At 32.5% G+C, this 16,335-nt stretch carries 18 protein-coding genes; 10 read left to right on the forward strand and 8 right to left on the reverse strand.

Annotated elements, in window-relative coordinates; genetic code table 11:
- Nucleotides 1–53 precede the first annotated feature (53 nt).
- Complete coding sequence (locus B2X73_RS02340) at nt 54–380, reverse strand: Spy/CpxP family protein refolding chaperone (protein WP_038332782.1); 327 nt, start codon at nt 378–380, stop codon at nt 54–56.
- Between the two features lie 236 nt (nt 381–616).
- Here B2X73_RS02340 and B2X73_RS02345 point away from each other — a divergent pair, with 236 nt between their 5' ends.
- Nucleotides 617–3,145, forward strand: coding sequence for an outer membrane beta-barrel family protein (locus B2X73_RS02345; RefSeq protein ID WP_291095631.1), 2,529 nt, complete (start codon nt 617–619; stop codon nt 3,143–3,145).
- Nucleotides 3,146–3,219: 74 nt separating this feature from the next.
- Here B2X73_RS02345 and mscL read toward each other — a convergent pair whose 3' ends face one another.
- From mscL to B2X73_RS02370, 5 genes are all read right to left on the reverse strand, one after another.
- A complete protein-coding gene (gene mscL, locus B2X73_RS02350; protein WP_291060640.1) occupies nt 3,220–3,603 on the reverse strand; it encodes a large conductance mechanosensitive channel protein MscL in 384 nt (127 codons plus the stop codon).
- A 34-nt stretch (nt 3,604–3,637) separates the two neighbouring features.
- Nucleotides 3,638–4,531 (reverse strand): prolipoprotein diacylglyceryl transferase, encoded by an 894-nt coding sequence (gene lgt / locus B2X73_RS02355; RefSeq protein ID WP_219034371.1) that lies wholly within the window; start codon nt 4,529–4,531, stop codon nt 3,638–3,640.
- On the reverse strand, nt 4,531–4,764 hold the full coding sequence (yidD, locus tag B2X73_RS02360) for a membrane protein insertion efficiency factor YidD (protein WP_125349653.1): 234 nt from the start codon (nt 4,762–4,764) through the stop codon (nt 4,531–4,533). Before yidD ends, lgt begins: the two co-directional genes overlap by 1 nt.
- A 98-nt stretch (nt 4,765–4,862) precedes the next feature.
- Nucleotides 4,863–5,354 (reverse strand): thioredoxin family protein, encoded by a 492-nt coding sequence (locus B2X73_RS02365; RefSeq protein ID WP_260392498.1) that lies wholly within the window; start codon nt 5,352–5,354, stop codon nt 4,863–4,865.
- 73 nt (nt 5,355–5,427) lie between these two features.
- Complete coding sequence (locus tag B2X73_RS02370) at nt 5,428–5,832, reverse strand: hypothetical protein (RefSeq protein WP_115001760.1); 405 nt, start codon at nt 5,830–5,832, stop codon at nt 5,428–5,430.
- A gap of 113 nt (nt 5,833–5,945) precedes the next feature.
- On the opposite strand from B2X73_RS02370, the gene B2X73_RS02375 reads away from it, so the two are divergent.
- The 3 genes from B2X73_RS02375 to B2X73_RS02385 all read left to right on the forward strand — a co-directional run bounded on the left by B2X73_RS02375 (nt 5,946) and on the right by B2X73_RS02385 (nt 8,226).
- Nucleotides 5,946–7,226, forward strand: a complete 1,281-nt coding sequence (locus B2X73_RS02375; protein WP_291095657.1) for a replication-associated recombination protein A — start codon at nt 5,946–5,948, stop codon at nt 7,224–7,226.
- A gap of 213 nt (nt 7,227–7,439) precedes the next feature.
- A complete protein-coding gene (locus B2X73_RS02380; protein WP_115001756.1) occupies nt 7,440–7,862 on the forward strand; it encodes a type II 3-dehydroquinate dehydratase in 423 nt (140 codons plus the stop codon).
- A gap of 40 nt (nt 7,863–7,902) precedes the next feature.
- Nucleotides 7,903–8,226, forward strand: a complete 324-nt coding sequence (locus tag B2X73_RS02385) for a hypothetical protein (RefSeq protein ID WP_286494797.1) — start codon at nt 7,903–7,905, stop codon at nt 8,224–8,226.
- Between the two features lie 34 nt (nt 8,227–8,260).
- Here the strand turns inward: B2X73_RS02385 and yihA are convergent, their stop codons facing one another.
- Complete coding sequence (gene yihA, locus B2X73_RS02390; RefSeq protein WP_084106860.1) at nt 8,261–8,893, reverse strand: ribosome biogenesis GTP-binding protein YihA/YsxC; 633 nt, start codon at nt 8,891–8,893, stop codon at nt 8,261–8,263.
- Nucleotides 8,894–8,895: 2 nt separating this feature from the next.
- On the reverse strand, nt 8,896–9,678 hold the full coding sequence (locus tag B2X73_RS02395; RefSeq protein WP_038332809.1) for an alpha/beta fold hydrolase: 783 nt from the start codon (nt 9,676–9,678) through the stop codon (nt 8,896–8,898).
- Nucleotides 9,679–9,940: 262 nt separating this feature from the next.
- Here B2X73_RS02395 and mraZ point away from each other — a divergent pair, with 262 nt between their 5' ends.
- Genes mraZ through mraY form a run of 6 tightly spaced genes read left to right on the forward strand, consistent with a single transcriptional unit; the run spans nt 9,941 to nt 16,334 of the window.
- A complete protein-coding gene (gene mraZ, locus B2X73_RS02400; protein WP_038332815.1) occupies nt 9,941–10,402 on the forward strand; it encodes a division/cell wall cluster transcriptional repressor MraZ in 462 nt (153 codons plus the stop codon).
- A complete protein-coding gene (rsmH, locus tag B2X73_RS02405; protein WP_125349647.1) occupies nt 10,395–11,300 on the forward strand; it encodes a 16S rRNA (cytosine(1402)-N(4))-methyltransferase RsmH in 906 nt (301 codons plus the stop codon). Before mraZ ends, rsmH begins: the two co-directional genes overlap by 8 nt.
- Before the next feature lie 9 nt (nt 11,301–11,309).
- Entirely contained in the window at nt 11,310–11,669 is a 360-nt protein-coding gene (locus tag B2X73_RS02410; RefSeq protein ID WP_052217625.1) for an FtsL-like putative cell division protein, read from the forward strand.
- Nucleotides 11,647–13,629, forward strand: coding sequence for a penicillin-binding protein (locus B2X73_RS02415; protein ID WP_221855357.1), 1,983 nt, complete (start codon nt 11,647–11,649; stop codon nt 13,627–13,629). Before B2X73_RS02410 ends, B2X73_RS02415 begins: the two co-directional genes overlap by 23 nt.
- Entirely contained in the window at nt 13,626–15,089 is a 1,464-nt protein-coding gene (locus B2X73_RS02420) for a UDP-N-acetylmuramoyl-L-alanyl-D-glutamate--2,6-diaminopimelate ligase (RefSeq protein WP_286494794.1), read from the forward strand. Before B2X73_RS02415 ends, B2X73_RS02420 begins: the two co-directional genes overlap by 4 nt.
- 3 nt (nt 15,090–15,092) lie before the next feature.
- On the forward strand, nt 15,093–16,334 hold the full coding sequence (mraY, locus tag B2X73_RS02425) for a phospho-N-acetylmuramoyl-pentapeptide-transferase (protein WP_221855353.1): 1,242 nt from the start codon (nt 15,093–15,095) through the stop codon (nt 16,332–16,334).
- The last annotated feature ends 1 nt before the right edge of the window (nt 16,335 follow it).

Below are 16,335 nucleotides of genomic sequence, written 5' to 3' on the forward strand. Positions count from 1 at the left end.
ACAAAATTTTGGACAGTGTCTTGTAATAATTGTATTAAATAAAAAAGGAGCTATTAATTAGCTCCTTTTTTATTTTGATGTTTTTTGGCGTGCAATTCCTTCAATGTTGCTTTTTGTTCTGGCGTAAAAACAGCATTGATTTCATTAAACTCCTTTTGACGAACTTCTTTCATTTTCTTTTTCAATTCAATTTTTTCGTCTTTGTAGCTGTCCTCAATTTGTTTGATTTTGATGACTTGCGCATCTGTCAAGTTCAAATCTTTTTTTAATTGTTGTAATTTCTGCTCTCTCGATCCTTCATTTCTGTCTTGCGCTGAAGCAGTTGTTAAAGTGAAAGCAATTAATCCTAATCCTACATATTTATAAAATGCTGTTCTCATAATTATCAACTTTTTTTGTTTTATTTATTCTTAAGACTTCAAAAAATTAAAAAGGTTTAAAACGATAAATGTTAAAATTTTTCGGTTATGATGAAATCTTTTAAAAGATGTAACATTTGTGATGAATAATCGACCAATATTTTTTAAATTATTTTTGAAATCGATTAAACCTTTTCCAAAAAGGATTGTCAAACAAGTTGTAAAATTATAAAACTACAAAACGAAAAATTAAACAAATGAGGTTAAGAAGTTTATTTGCTTTGATTTTTATTTGTGTTTGTGCAGGATTGAATGCGCAAGAGCTTTTAAAAATTAAAGGGAAAGTCTTATCAAGTGAAAACAAACCTGTAGAATACACTACAATATCGCTTGAAAGCTCGGAAGATGGAGTTGTGGCAGAAGCGGCAACGGATGCAAAAGGAGAATTTACAGTAGAAGCAAAGGCTGGGCAATATGTTCTTGTGATTGAGCCATTGGGATACGATGTAATAGAAAAACAGATTAATTTAGAATCTGCATTAGATCTAGGTACTTTTACTGTAAAAACGACGCAAACAGTTTCGTTAGGAGCAGCAGTTGTAACAGCGGAAAAGCCAATTTATAAAGTAGAATTGGACAAAAAAGTGTATGATATGGCGAATGATCCAATGTCGCAAGGTCAAACATTGTCTGATGCTTTAGCAAATGTACCATCGGTTTCTGTTGATGCAGAAGGAAATGTTTCGTTGAGAGGAAATGATAATGTAAAATTCTTGATTGATGGAAAACCTTCGGGAATGTTGGGTGTTTCTGATGTAGCGGAAGCTTTAAAAAATATTCCAGCCGAAAATGTAGAACGTATTGAATTGGTAACAAACCCTTCTGCTCGTTACGAAGCTTCAGGTTCTGCGGGGATCATCAATATTGTATTGAAAAAAGGTTCTAATACAGGTTTTAATGGTTCTGTAACCTTGAATGGAGGAATTCCTAAAATGGTTGGAGGAAATGTAAACTTGAATTATAAAACAAAAAAATATAACATTTTTACAACTTTAGGTTCTCGTTATATGGATAGAGAAGGTGAAGGTTCTGCTTTTATGACAAGTTATAATGAAGGAACAGATGTTGTAAAACAATATAGATCTACAAACCGAGATAATAATAGAATTCGTAGAAATTACAACATTCGTTTGGGTGGAGAATATTATTTAGATGATAAAAATACAATGGGTTTATCTGCAGGTTATCGTTACAATAATGGAAATAACAATTCTTTAGTTGATTATAATTACTTTGATAATGCAATGACTTTCTTGAAGAATGAATATAATCTTCAGAATGAGAAAGAAATTGAAAATAACTTTGATTTAGATTTTAATTATAAACACGAGTTTGATAAAAAAGGTCATGAATTTGCATTCACAGGACGTTTTTCGTCTCAAAAAGAAGACGAAGATGGTTTTGTTAATGGTTTAACAAAAGTATTAGACAAAACTACAGGTAACTATGTAGATGAAATTACAAATCGTATTACTGATAATTTAGAAGATCAGAAAAATGTAGTGTTGACAGCAGATTATGTTCGTCCAATTGGAGAAAAAGGAAAATTTGAATTAGGTGCTCGTGCAGATTTTAGCGATACGAAAACTAATAACAGAACATTCTTTTTAACTGACGCTGGAGATTATGAAGAAGATAGTAGATTCTTTGCAAATGTAGATAATCAACAAAATGTATTTGCAGCTTATACACAATATGGAAACGCAATTGGAGAAAAATTTCAATACTTCGCAGGTTTACGTTTAGAGAGTTCTGATATGAAAATCAAAAACTACACAAGCGGAGAAAATATTTCAAAAAAATATACAGATTTATTCCCAACATTAACATTGAATTATAAGTTTACTGAGAAAAACGAATTACAATTAAGTTATTCTCGTCGTGTTCGTCGTCCAATGGGATTCATGTTAATGCCTTTCTTTTCTGCAACAGATGATAGAAATGTAAGAAATGGTAATCCAGATCTTAATCCTACTTATACAAATTCATACGAGTTAGCTTATATCACAACTGTAGGAAAGTTGATGGTAACGCCAAGTTTATTTTACCAAAGAACAACTGATATGATTAATCAGTTTCAACGTAAAAATTATAACGATAACGGAGATGAAGTATTTATTACAAAACCAATCAACATTGGTGATGAAGATCGTTATGGTTTAGATTTAACAGCGACTTACAAACCAGCTAAATGGTGGAGTTTGATGTTCAATGTAAATTTATTTGGATACAATAGAACAGGTTTCTACGAAGAAACAAACGTTGTAAAAGATCCTGTAACAGGAGTAGAAAGTACAAAAGTAGATACGCAAGATTTCTCTGGAGACGGATTTAGTTCTCGTGGACGTTTGTCTTCTAACTTTATATTACCTGCAGATTTCAAAATTCAGGTTGCTGGAAATTATATGGGAAGCATGAAAACCGCTCAACAAAAAATTGAAGATAATTTGTCAATGGATTTCTCTTTATCAAAAGATTTGTTCAAGAAACAAGCTACATTATCTTTAAATATTCGTGACGTGTTCAACTCAAGAAAAAGAGAGTCTACTACTTATGGAGCAGATTACACTAATTACGAAAGTATGCGTTGGATGAAACGTTCAATTAACTTATCGTTTACATATCGTTTTAAGAAAACAAACGAAAGAGAAAAGAATAAAGAACAACGCCCAGATGGAGAAGAAATGGGAGGTGGAGAAGAAATGCAAATGCAAGCAGCTTCTTAAGAGTTTGAAAATAATCGATAAAAAAATGGATCGCAATTGCGATCCATTTTTTTATCATTTTGAATGAAAACGAATTATTTGTTTTTTAACAAATCACGAATTTCAGCCAATAATTCTTCTTGTGTTGGTCCAGCAGGAGCAGCTTCTTCAGCAGGAGCTTCTTTTTTCAATTTGTTAATTCCTTTAATCATTACGAATAAAGCAAATGCAACAACTATAAAAGAAATAGCAGCAGCTAAAAAGCTACCATATTTAATGGCTGTTCCTGGAATTACTAATGCAGCTAAATTTTCAGCGTCAATAGCTTTCAAGGCTGGATTTAAAATGGCTGGCGTAATGATATCTTCAACTAAAGAAGTAACAATTTTACCAAAGGCACCACCGATAACTACACCGACAGCTAAATCTACTACGTTACCTTTTACTGCAAACTCTTTAAATTCTTTAAAAAATCCCATAAGTCTATAATTTATTTCTAAGTTTATAATAATTCTAAGGTTGATTGATATCTAATCTATTTTTAGAAGAGATAAATAAGTATAAACCGATTAACATAAAAGGAATACTTAAGATTTGACCATTGTTTAATCCTATATTCAACATTTGAGCAACTGCTTCTTCTCCTTGATTTTCTTTATAGAACTCAACAACAAATCGTATTAAAAATAATAAAAATAAGAATATGCCTAACAAAGCTCCCAAATATTTTGTCTTATCTGTTTTGTTGTACATATAAAGCATAATAATTCCTAAGATAACATATCCAATCGCTTCATAAATTTGAGCTGGATGACGAGGAATTACTTCTCCATATCCCAAACTTTGTTGATGAAATTTTACTGCCCAAGGTAATTCTGATGCTTTTCCTACAATTTCTGAGTTGTAAAAATTTCCAATTCGAACCGCAGCTCCACCAAAAGGAACAACAACAGCAATACGGTCTAACAACCACAATACATTACGATGCAAATATTTTCTACTAAATAAATAGGAAGTTAAAATTACACCTAATGCAGCTCCGTGACTTGCAAGTCCACTAAATCCTACAAATTCGTAATCTTGTAATAATCCAAAGAAAGCACTTTGTCCTGGTGAGTGTTGTACAGGTAAGAAAACTTCGATTGGTCGTTCAATAAACGCAGCAGGATCATAAAAAATATATTCTCCGAGTCTTGCACCTACAATTGCTCCAATAAATGTGTAAAGGAATAAAGGGTCAAGTAATTCTTTTTTCTGATTTTCTTTCTTGAAAATATTTGACATCAAATACCAGCCTACTACAAAGGCAACTATCCAACATAAACTGTAAATATGTACTTTGAATCCTGCTATTTCAAATAAATAAGGTTTTGGATTCCAATCGATAAACGAAATTAAGTTAATCATTAATTTTTCTTTTTAGGTACAGGGTCGTATCCATGTCCTCCCCAAGGATGACAGCGACCAATTCTTTTTGTTCCGAGCCACAAACCTTTTAGCAAACCATGTTCTTTTAGCGCCTCTATCATATAAGAAGAGCAAGTTGGTTGATATCTACAATTGCTTCCCATCCAAGGAGAAATCGCTAATTGATAAAATCTTACCAACAGAATAAATGGTGTAACCAAAATTTTGTTCATCTCACAAAGTTAATCAATAACCGAAATAAAAAAGAATCAATCTAAAAAGTTTATGCTTTTGCTGATTGATTCTCTATACGATACGTGCTTAACGCATATTATTTTTTAGTATAACTCGCTGGATCTAATGCTTTGTAAGACCAGTTTTGTAAAAACTCTAACACAACTTTCGGATCATGTCCTTTCACTTCTTTGCTTTCAAGATAAGCTGAGTTTTGTGTGTGAATTAAATTTCCTTTCTCATCTAAAATTACAAAAACAGGAAATCCAAAACGCTCTGGATGTTTCAATGCAGCTAATGTTTCTTCGTTTTTATTTTTTTGAGAATAATTTACATGAACCACTTCATAATTATTCGCAATATAATCTTTTACTTCTTGATTTTCTTTTATCAATTTATCAAACATCACACACCAAGCGCACCAATTACCACCAATTTGCAATAAAACGTGTTTCTTTTCTGCAGAAGCTTTTTGTACCGCATTCGCAATATCTACTTTCGGATTTGCTTCTTCGCTATAAATTTTTGGTTTTTCAGTTTGTTGACCAAATGCAAAACTTAATGATAAAATCATTAAGCTAAAAAACATAGTTAATTTTTTCATTTCAAATTCTAAATATTAAGTCGAATTTACAATAAAAAATTATGCCGAAAACGTTTTTCTACGAATTAATAATCGTGTAGTATAAATTTAGTTTTTCTTGAACAGAATTTATTTCATTATTTTTTTCGTTTTGATTAAATTGATTAATCATATTGATTGAGAATTTTGATTCAAATTCTAAACGGTCCAATTCTATTTCATAAAAATTAATTTGATGATGAATTTGTGTGAAATAATAATTCACCAATTCAACATACATCAATCTAAGTTCTTGATTTACTCTGATAAATTCTACAAATTCTTGCAATTCGACCAAAAACTCAATCATTTGTTTATTGATTTCTGATTGTTTATCTTTTAGTTCAATCTTTTTCAAATAATCAGTTGATAAAGCAATTTTATCACCCAAAAGTTGGTGCTTTCTTGTTAAAATTAAAGCACATTCTAACGCTTTCTTCATCATTTTAATTTTTATTCTAACACAAAGAAAATAAATCTAAATGCCAAAATATGTCGCCCAAAAAATCATTCATTTTGACAAAACATTCCCTAACTTTGAAATCTAAACAAGATTTTATGAATGCGCCTTTAGCTGAAAGAATGCGTCCAAAAACGCTTGAAGAATACATTAATCAAAAGCATTTGGTGGGCGAAAACGGACCAATAAAAATGATGTTGCAACATGATATGATTGCTTCGATGATTTTTTGGGGACCGCCAGGGACAGGAAAAACGACACTAGCTCAATTGATTTCCGAATTAACTGATCGACCATTTTATACGTTGAGCGCCATAAATTCTGGTGTGAAAGAAGTGCGTGAAGTAATTGAAAAAGCAAAGAATCAAAATTTGTTTTCGGGAACGAAAAATCCGATTTTATTTATAGATGAAATTCATCGTTTCAATAAATCGCAGCAAGATAGTTTGTTGGGTGCGGTAGAAACTGGTTTGGTCACGTTGATTGGAGCAACAACCGAAAATCCTAGTTTCGAAGTTGTTCCAGCTTTGCTTTCGCGTGCACAAGTTTATGTGTTAAAACATCTTGAAAAAGAAGATTTAGTTGATTTAATTGAACGAGCTATAAAAAAAGATGCAATTTTATCTAAATTAAATATTGAATTAGTTGAAACAAATGCATTATTAAGATATTCGGGCGGTGATGCAAGAAAATTATTGAATGGTTTGGAGTTGGTAATTAATAGTTTTTCTCCAACTGATAAAATCATCATCAACGATGAAATTGTGCATGAACGTATTCAGCAAAATTTAGCGCGTTATGATAAAACGGGTGAACAACATTATGATATTATTTCAGCTTTTATCAAATCGATTCGTGGTTCAGATCCAAATGGAGCGGTTTATTGGTTAGCTCGAATGATTGAAGGTGGTGAAGATTTGAAATTTATTGCGCGAAGAATGTTGATTTCAGCTTCCGAAGATGTGGGAAATGCAAATCCAACAGCGATGATTTTGGCGAATAATACATTTCAAGCTGTTTCGGTGATTGGTTATCCAGAATCTCGTATTTTATTGAGTCAATGTGCGGTTTATTTGGCGAATTCTCCAAAAAGTAATGCAACCTATTTAGCGATTGGTAAAGCGCAACAAGTTGTGAAACAAACAGGGGATTTACCTGTTCCGTTGCATTTACGAAATGCACCAACTAAGCTGATGAAAGATTTGGATTATGGAAAAGAGTATAAATATTCGCACGATTTTCCAGGGAATTTTACTGAACAAGAATTTCTGCCTGATGAAATTTCTGGAATTACATTTTATGAACCAGGAAATAATAAACGTGAGCAAGTAGATAAACAATCGCTTAATCAAAAGTGGAAAGGTAAGTATGGGTATTAAAAATAAAAATCTCAGTTAATCTTGATTAACTGAGATTTTAAGGTTTGGTTGATTTTTTTGGTTTAGATTGGTTTTATATGATAATAGGTTGGTGATTGTATATACACAAGGTTTGTGCCAAAACTTAATAAAAAGTAAAAAATTGATTAAAAAAAAGAAAAAATTAAGCTTTTTCGATCTAAAAAAGGAATTTATATTTATAAAATAAAGAGAATGAAACAAATACAAATTATAAACGGACCTAATTTAAATTTACTTGGTGTTCGCGAACCAGAGATTTATGGAACTCAAACTTTCGAAGATTTTTTTGAACATGAATTGAGAAAGCAATTTCCAGAAGTTTCGTTGCATTATTTTCAATCAAATCACGAAGGAGATATTATTGATAAATTGCACGAAATTGGTTTTAAATATGACGGAATTATCTTGAATGCTGGTGCGTATACGCATTATTCGTATGCGATTGCAGATGCGATAAAAGCGATTACGACTAAAGTGATAGAAGTTCATATTTCGGATATTTATGCGCGCGAAGATTTCAGAAAAAATAGTGTAACAGGTGAAAGTTGTCTAAAAATTATTTCAGGAAAAGGTTTACCAGGTTATGTTGAAGCTGTGAATAATTTTGTGAAATAATTAATAATCATTATCTTAACAAGATTAAAATCTATTACCTATGGATAAAATTATTTTAGGATTAATCTTTGGATTAACCATTATTAGCTGTAATTTGAAAGCTGATAAAAACAATACAGAGCAAAAAGCTCAGGCAATGACGGCTTGTGAACAAGCGGCAATAACACCAGGGATATCTGCGGCTAAAAAAGAGCTGATTACAAAATATTGTGACTGTTCGACAGATAAAATGATGGATGAATTTACATATACAGAAATGATGCAAATGAATAATCCAACACCTGAATTACAAGAACGATTAATGAAATTAATAGAACCTTGTATCAATGATTTGAAAACAAAATCTGCTGAATTAGGAGAGTAATAAACAAAAAAGTCGGAACTATGTTCCGACTTTTTTAATATTCTTTTTTGTATTGTTCTTTCTTAAACTCGTCTACAAGATGTTCGTTCAAACTATCAATGTAGCCTAAGATTTCTAATTTACCAATTTTACTCGAAGCCGAACTTGTAAATATTTTTGGTAATTCTTCCCAAGTTTTTAATAACTCGTTTTTGTAGTGATTCAAGTTTTTTTGCATTTGTGTACTCGTTAGTTTGTCTAATTTTGTAAACACAATCGCAAACGGAATTTGTTTGTTTCCTAACCATTCCATAAACTGTAAATCTATTTTTTGAGGCGTGTGTCGAGAATCAATCAATAAAAAAACATTGACCAAGTTTTTACGAAACTCAATGTAATCATAAATCATTTTATTGAAACCACCACGAACACCTTTTGGTGCTTTAGCAAAACCATAACCTGGTAAATCGGCTAAATACCAAGTATCGTCCATTTCGAATGTATTAATCAATTGAGTTTTACCTGGAGTTGCAGAAGTTTTAGCTAATGCTTTTTTATCTGCTAACATATTGATTAATGATGATTTTCCAACATTAGAACGCCCAATAAATGCGTATTCTGGTTTGAAAGGATCTGGACAATCTGTATATTTTTGCGAACTTTTTACGAATTCAGCTTTTTTAATCATAATTATGCTTTAGTGGCTGGATCTAATTGTTTTTCGATTAGCCATTTGTATAAAATTTCGTTGAATAATTCAGGGTGTTCCATCATTGGAGCGTGCCCACATTTATCAATCCAAAATAAAGAAGCGTCTGGTAATTCTTCTTCAAATTCTATTGCAACTTCTGGTGGAGTTACATTATCTTGTTTTCCCCAAATCAAACAAACAGGCATTTTGATGTCTTTTAAATCATCTTTCATGTTAGATTTGATCGCGTCTCTTGCGATATATAAAGTTTTGATAGCTTTATTTCTGTCATTTACAGTGTCAAAAACATCATCTACAATTTCTTTTGTCGCGATAGCAGGATCGTAAAAAACTTCGCGCGTTTTACGTTCTACATATTCGTAATTACCACGTTTTGGATAAGTTTCTCCAAAAGATTTTTCGTACAAACCAGAACTTCCTGTTAAACAAAGTGCTTTTACATATTCTGGATGTCTGTGACAAACCATCAAACCAATATGTCCTCCTAAAGAATTTCCAACTAAAATAGCTGGTTCTTTAACGACTTCTTCAATAAAATTTGCAACATGTTTTGCAATATTTTTGATATTAGTATTGATGACAGATAAAGAATATAATGGCAATTCTGGTGCGAAAACCTTATATCCTCTTTGTGCATAATAATTTGTAAGTGAGCTGAAATTGCTAAGTTCACCCATTAATCCATGAAGCAAAACAATTGGTTGTCCTTCTCCTTCTTCTATGTAAGAGAACTTATCTTTTTTCTTTAAGCTAAAAAACATTTACTCGATATTAAGTCGACAAATTTAATTAATTATATTTTTTTTTTCGTGGTTTATATGAAAAACTTTAACAATCCATATTAATCACTTATCAAAACAAGGTCTATATAAACATTATTTCTCATTTTATACATGGGGTTAGCGTTAGAAAAAACATAACTATCTGATACTAAATTTTAAATTGTTGATAACTATTTCAATAAAAGTGGTAAAAAATGGTAATTTGTGGTAATATTTTATTTATTTTTGGAAAAATTCTATCATGAATTCATTAATTGGAACATATGAGTGTAAGGTAGATACAAAGGGTAGGCTCCCAATACCAGCGGGTTTGAAGAAACAACTTGCTGAATGTTTGGAAGATGGCTTTGTGTTGAAAAGATCTGTGTTTCAAAATTGTTTAGAACTGCACCCTATGAAAGAATGGGAAAAAGTGATGAATGATTTGAATAAATTGAATCGATTTGTGAAGAAAAACAATGATTTTATTAGAATTTTTACGGCTGGATTAAAAATTGTCGAAGTTGATGCGAATGGAAGGCTACAGATTTCAAAAGATTTAGTGAAATTTGCAGAAATTAATAAAGAAGTAGTTCTTAATTCTTCTGTAAACATGATCGAGATTTGGGATAAAGACAAATATGAAGAGTCGATTAATGTAGATGATTTAGATTTTGCTTCTTTGGCAGAAGATGTAATGGGAAATTTAGGAGAAGATGAGTGAATATCATAATCCAGTATTATTAAAAGATAGTGTTGATGCGTTAATTATTAACGAATCAGGTATATATGTAGATTGTACGTTCGGGGGTGGAGGTCACTCACGTGAAATATTAAGTCGTTTGGATCAAAATGGAAAATTATTTTCATTTGATCAAGATGTGGATGCGGTTCGCAATAAAATTGATGATAATCGATTTGAGTTAGTTGAGCAAAATTTTAGATTCTTGAAAAATAATTTAAGATTTCGTGGAATAAAACAAGTGGATGGTGTTTTGGGTGATTTGGGAGTTTCTTCTCATCAGTTTGATACGCCAGAACGTGGTTTTTCAACTCGCTTTGATGGAGAATTGGATATGCGAATGAATCAGAATGCAAAACTTTCTGCCAAAACAATTATTAATGAATACGAAGAAGAAGATCTTGCTCGTGTTTTTTATGATTTTGGAGAATTGCAAGGTTCGTATCGTTTGGCGAGAGAAGTTGTGAAAGCAAGAGCAGATAAACAAATTAATACAATTGATGAGTTGAAGCAAATTTTTTCATTCATTCCAAAAATGAAAGAAAATAAATTTTTCGCTCAAATGTTTCAGGCATTACGAATCGAAGCAAATGATGAAATGGCTGCATTGAAAGAGATGTTAACGCAATGTGGAGAAGTGATAAAACCAGGTGGTCGTTTGGTGATTATTTCGTATCATTCGTTAGAAGATCGTTTAACAAAACGCTACATGAAAAACGGAATGTTTGAAGGTGAACCTGAACGTGATGTTTTTGGAAATTGGTCGGCACCTTTCAAACCTTTACAATCAAAGGTGATTGTGCCAACGCAAGAAGAAATTAATGAAAATCCAAGAGCGCGTAGTGCGAAAATGCGTATTGCGGTTCGTAATGAGGATTAAGAAATAGGAATGGCAAAAAAGAAAAAAATATTACCAGAGAAAAAAACTTTTACAGGTTTGTTGAGAGGTGAGTTTTTAATCAAAACTGGCTCAGAACAAAACTGGAAGTTCATGTTGTATCTGGTAGGTTTGGCTTTTTTGAGTATTTCGAGTTCGCATTTAGTTGATCGTAAAGTGGTTCGAATCGCTGAATTACAAGATAAAGTAGAAGATTTAAAATCTCAATATACAGATAAGCATCGCGATTTGATGCGTATGCAATTAGAAACGGAAATTTTGGAGCGTACAGCAGTGTATGGTTTGAAAATTCCAGATAAACAACCTTATTATATAGTAGACAAAGTTTATGACGAAGTCAGCGAAAAATAAAAACAATATTGTCATCAAAGGATGGGTATTTGCCGGCGCGCTAGCGATTTGGGCCATCTTTATTATTGTTTTTATGTTTCGAATTAATATTGTAGAAGGGGTTGAATTAGAGCGTTTTGCTGAAAAGAATAATTTTAGATTAGATACCGTTACGGCGGAGCGTGGTAATTTATATGCTTCTAATGGCGCATTAATGGCTACAACTGTTACAAAACACAATGTTTATGTGGATTTGACGGTGATCAAAGATGAATTATTTAAAACAGAAATGCACAATCTTGCCGATTCTTTAGGTAAGATGTTTACAAAATCACCTTCTTATTTTTACGACAAATTTTCGACAGAACGTAAAAAGAAGAATCGCTACATGATGTTAGTAAAAGATTTGGATTATGAGCAATATCAACGCATCAAAAAATTTCCAATCTTCAACAAAGGTCAAAACAAAGGTGGATTTATTCATGAAACTGAGTCAAAACGAGAATTAATTGTTCAAGACATTGGTGTTCGTACAATTGGTTACGATGATCAACGCGGAAAAGTTGGGTTAGAAGGAGCTTATTCTGACTTATTAAGCGGTATTGAAGGTCGTCGTTGGGAGCAATTTATGGGACGTGGAAAATGGAAACCAATGAAAAGTTGGGAGCAAGAGCCCCAAGCGGGTTCATCAGTTTACACAACAATAGATGCCGATTTACAAATGGTTGCTTACGATGCTTTGTACAAACAACTTTCTGAATTTGAGGCGCAACACGGAAGTGTAGTCGTGATGGAAGTTCAGACAGGGAAAGTTCGTGCAATTGTGAATTTATCTCGTAAAAAAGATGGAACATATATAGACGATTATAATTATGCGGTTGGTGAAGCTGCAGAACCAGGATCTACTTTCAAAACAGTTTCGTTGCTTGCAGCAATGGATGATGGTTTTATTAATAAAAACTCGACAGTAGAAACGGGAGGTGGAAGTTATAAATTCTATGGTCGTACGATTACAGATACACACGGATACGGAACATTGACTGTAGATGGCGTGATGAAAAAATCGTCTAACATTGGTACAGCTAAAATTATAAATAAATATTACGGAGAAAATCCAAAAGCTTTCTTCAAAAAAATGGATAAATGGCATATGACTTCGCCTCTTGGAGTTGATATTCTTGGAGAAGGAAGTCCAATTATGCACCGTCCAGATAGTAAATCTTGGAGTAATATTACGTTACCTGTAATGGGTTATGGATATGGTTTACAGTTAACTCCAATTCAAATTGTGACTTTCTACAACGCAGTGGCAAATAATGGTAAAATGTTGAAACCATTATTTATGGATAAAATCACACGTAAAGGTGAACCTGATAAAATTTTCGAACCAGTTGTTTTGGTTGATCAATTAACTTCTTTGGAAAATGTAAAACAAATGCAAGAAATGCTTCGAGGAGCAGTAGAACAAGGAACGGGACGTATTATTAGTAATAGTAATTACGATATTGCTGGTAAAACAGGTACTGCTCGTGTTGATTATTGGAAGCGAGACGGTAAAGGAATGCAATATCGTGCATCATTCGCAGGATATTTTCCAGCAGAAAAACCAAAGTATTCTTGTATTGTTGTTGTGCACAAGCCAAATACAGCCAAAGGGTTTTATGGAGGTAGTGTAACTGCTCCGGTTTTTAAGAAAATTGCCGATTGGGTATATTCAAAAACTCCCATACCTTTGCCACGCGATTTAGTAAAAAAGAACGCGGTGAAAGAGTTTAAAAAAGGAGATGATATTAATGTTAGTAATTCTAAAAATATAGTGCCAAATGTGACTGGTCATACAGGATCTAAAGCAATTCCGGTATTAGAAAATTTAGGGTTAGATGTACAATATTCAGGGTTTGGAAAAGTAACAAATCAATCCATTCCTGCGGGAACAAGATTTAAGAAGGGTGAGACAATTTATTTAATGTTGGAAGGATGAGAAATTTAGTTGATGTATTATATAAAGTTTCCATCTCAGAAACGATTGGTTCAACAAAAGTTGAAGTCAATAATATTCAATTTGATTCAAGAAAAGTATCAAACGATGATGTTTTTGTTGCTGTAAATGGAGTTACAGTTGACGGTCATCAGTATATAGAAAAAGCGATTGGTTTAGGTGCTAAAGCAATTGTTTGCGAAGTTTTGCCAGAAAATTTAGTTGATGGAATAACGTATGTGAAAGTTGAAAATTCAACGATTGCATTAGGAATTTTAGCTTCTAACTTTTATGGAAATCCAACAAAAGATTTAAAACTTGTTGGAGTTACAGGTACGAATGGAAAAACAACAACGACAACTTTGTTGTACGAATTGTTTACAAAATTAGGTTATGCTTGTGCATTAATTTCGACGATTAAAATTGTGATTGATGGTGAAGTGATTCCGTCTACCCATACAACGCCAGATATTTTGACATTGAACAAAATGTTTCGCGAAGCGGTAGATAGAGGATGCGAATTTGCTTTTATGGAAGTTTCTTCGCACGGAATTCATCAAAATAGAATTGCTGGTTTGCATTTTGAAGTGGCTGGATTTACGAATATCACACACGATCATTTAGATTATCACAAAACGTTTGCAAATTATCTTGCAGCAAAAAAGAAATTCTTCGACGATTTGCCAAAAACGTCTACGGCAATTTCGAATGCAGATGATAAAAACGGAAAAGTAATGCTTCAGAATACAGTTGCTACGAAAAAATTGTATGCGCTAAAAACTGATGCAGATTTTAAAGGAAAAATTATTGAACACCAATTTGATGGAATGCAATTAGAATTCAATGGAAAAGAATTCTGGACATCATTAATTGGTCAATTCAATGCATATAATTTATTATTAGTTTTTGGTGTAGCGTCAATTTTAGGACAAGATGAATTAGAAGTTCTAAAAGCGTTGAGCACACTTGGAAATGTTGATGGTCGTTTTCAAACATTCAAAACAGAATCAGGAATTATCGTAATCGTAGATTATGCACATACGCCTGATGCGTTAGAAAATGTATTGGATACAATAGAAGGAATTCGTACCAAAAATGAAAAATTAATAACAGTTGTAGGTTGCGGTGGAGATCGTGATAAAACAAAACGTCCTGAAATGGCGGATATCGCGAGCGAAAAATCTAATCTTGCCATTTTTACATCAGATAATCCAAGAACAGAAGATCCAGAAGAAATTCTTCGTGAGATGGAAGTTGGTGTAAAAGCACAATTTTATAATCGCACCTTGAAGATTACAGATCGAAAAGAAGCTATAAAAACAGCACTTAAAATGGCCGAACCAAAAGATATTATTTTAATAGCGGGAAAAGGTCACGAGACGTATCAAGAAATTAACGGAGTAAGAACACATTTTTCTGATGTAGAAGTTGCATCAGAATTGAGTAAAATATTGAACAAATAAAGAATGTTATACTATTTATTTGATTATTTAGAAGGTATCCATTTTCCAGGAGCGCGTATGTTTCAATACACGTCTTTCCGCGCGGGAATGGCAATTTTATTGGCAATGTTCATCAGTTTGTTTTACGGAAAACGAATCATCAGTTATTTACGTAAAGAACAAATGGGCGAAATTGTTCGTGATTTAGGTTTAAAAGGACAAATCGAAAAAGCAGGAACGCCAACAATGGGTGGTTTAATCATCATTTTGGCGACATTAATTCCGACTTTACTTTTTGCGAGATTAGATAATATTTACATTATTATTTTGTTGGTTTCAACAATTTGGTTAGGTGTGATTGGTTTTTTAGACGATTACATCAAAGTTTTTAGAAAAAACAAAGAAGGTTTACAAGGTAAATTTAAAATTTTAGGACAAGTTGGTCTTGGAGTTGTAGTTGGATTAATGCTTTATTTCAGTCCAACAGTGACTGTAAAACATCAAGAAAATAGAGTAAAAACGCCTGTAGGAACAGAACAAACAGAATACAGCCGACAAATAAAATTTGGTTCAGAAGAAAAAACGTTAGAAACAACAATGCCTTTCGTGAAAGGAAATGAATTTAACTATTCTGATATTTTATTTTGGATGGATGCGCAAGATCGACCAACATGGGCGGTTGCAGCGATTTTTATTTTTGCAGTAATTTTTATCATTACAGCAGTTTCGAATGGAGCAAATTTAACAGATGGAATCGACGGTTTAGCAGCAGGTAGTTCGGCTGTGATTATGGCGGCAATCTCGATGTTTGTTTTCGTTTCCGGAAATTTAATGTTCGCCGATTATTTGAACATTATGTTTATTCCGCGTTCAGAAGAAGTCTTGATTTTCTGTGGAGCTTTCCTTGGAGGTTTGATAGGATTTATTTGGTATAATACCTATCCAGCTCAAGTGTTCATGGGAGATACAGGAAGTTTAACAATCGGAGGAATTATTGCTGTTTTAGCAATTATCGTTCGTAAAGAATTATTATTACCAATTTTGTGTGGAATATTTTTCGCAGAAAGTTTATCAGTAATGTTACAGGTGTCTTATTTCAAGTACACGAAAAAGAAATTTGGTGAAGGTCGTAGAATCTTTTTGATGTCTCCTCTACATCACCATTTTCAGAAGTTAGGTTATCACGAAAGTAAAATCGTGGTGCGTGCAATTATCATCGGAATCATTTTAGCGGTAATTAGTATTATTACCTTAAAGATTAGATAAA

It is taken from the genome of Empedobacter sp. UBA7252 (assembly GCF_002472765.1).
Taxonomy (GTDB): domain Bacteria; phylum Bacteroidota; class Bacteroidia; order Flavobacteriales; family Weeksellaceae; genus Empedobacter; species Empedobacter falsenii_B.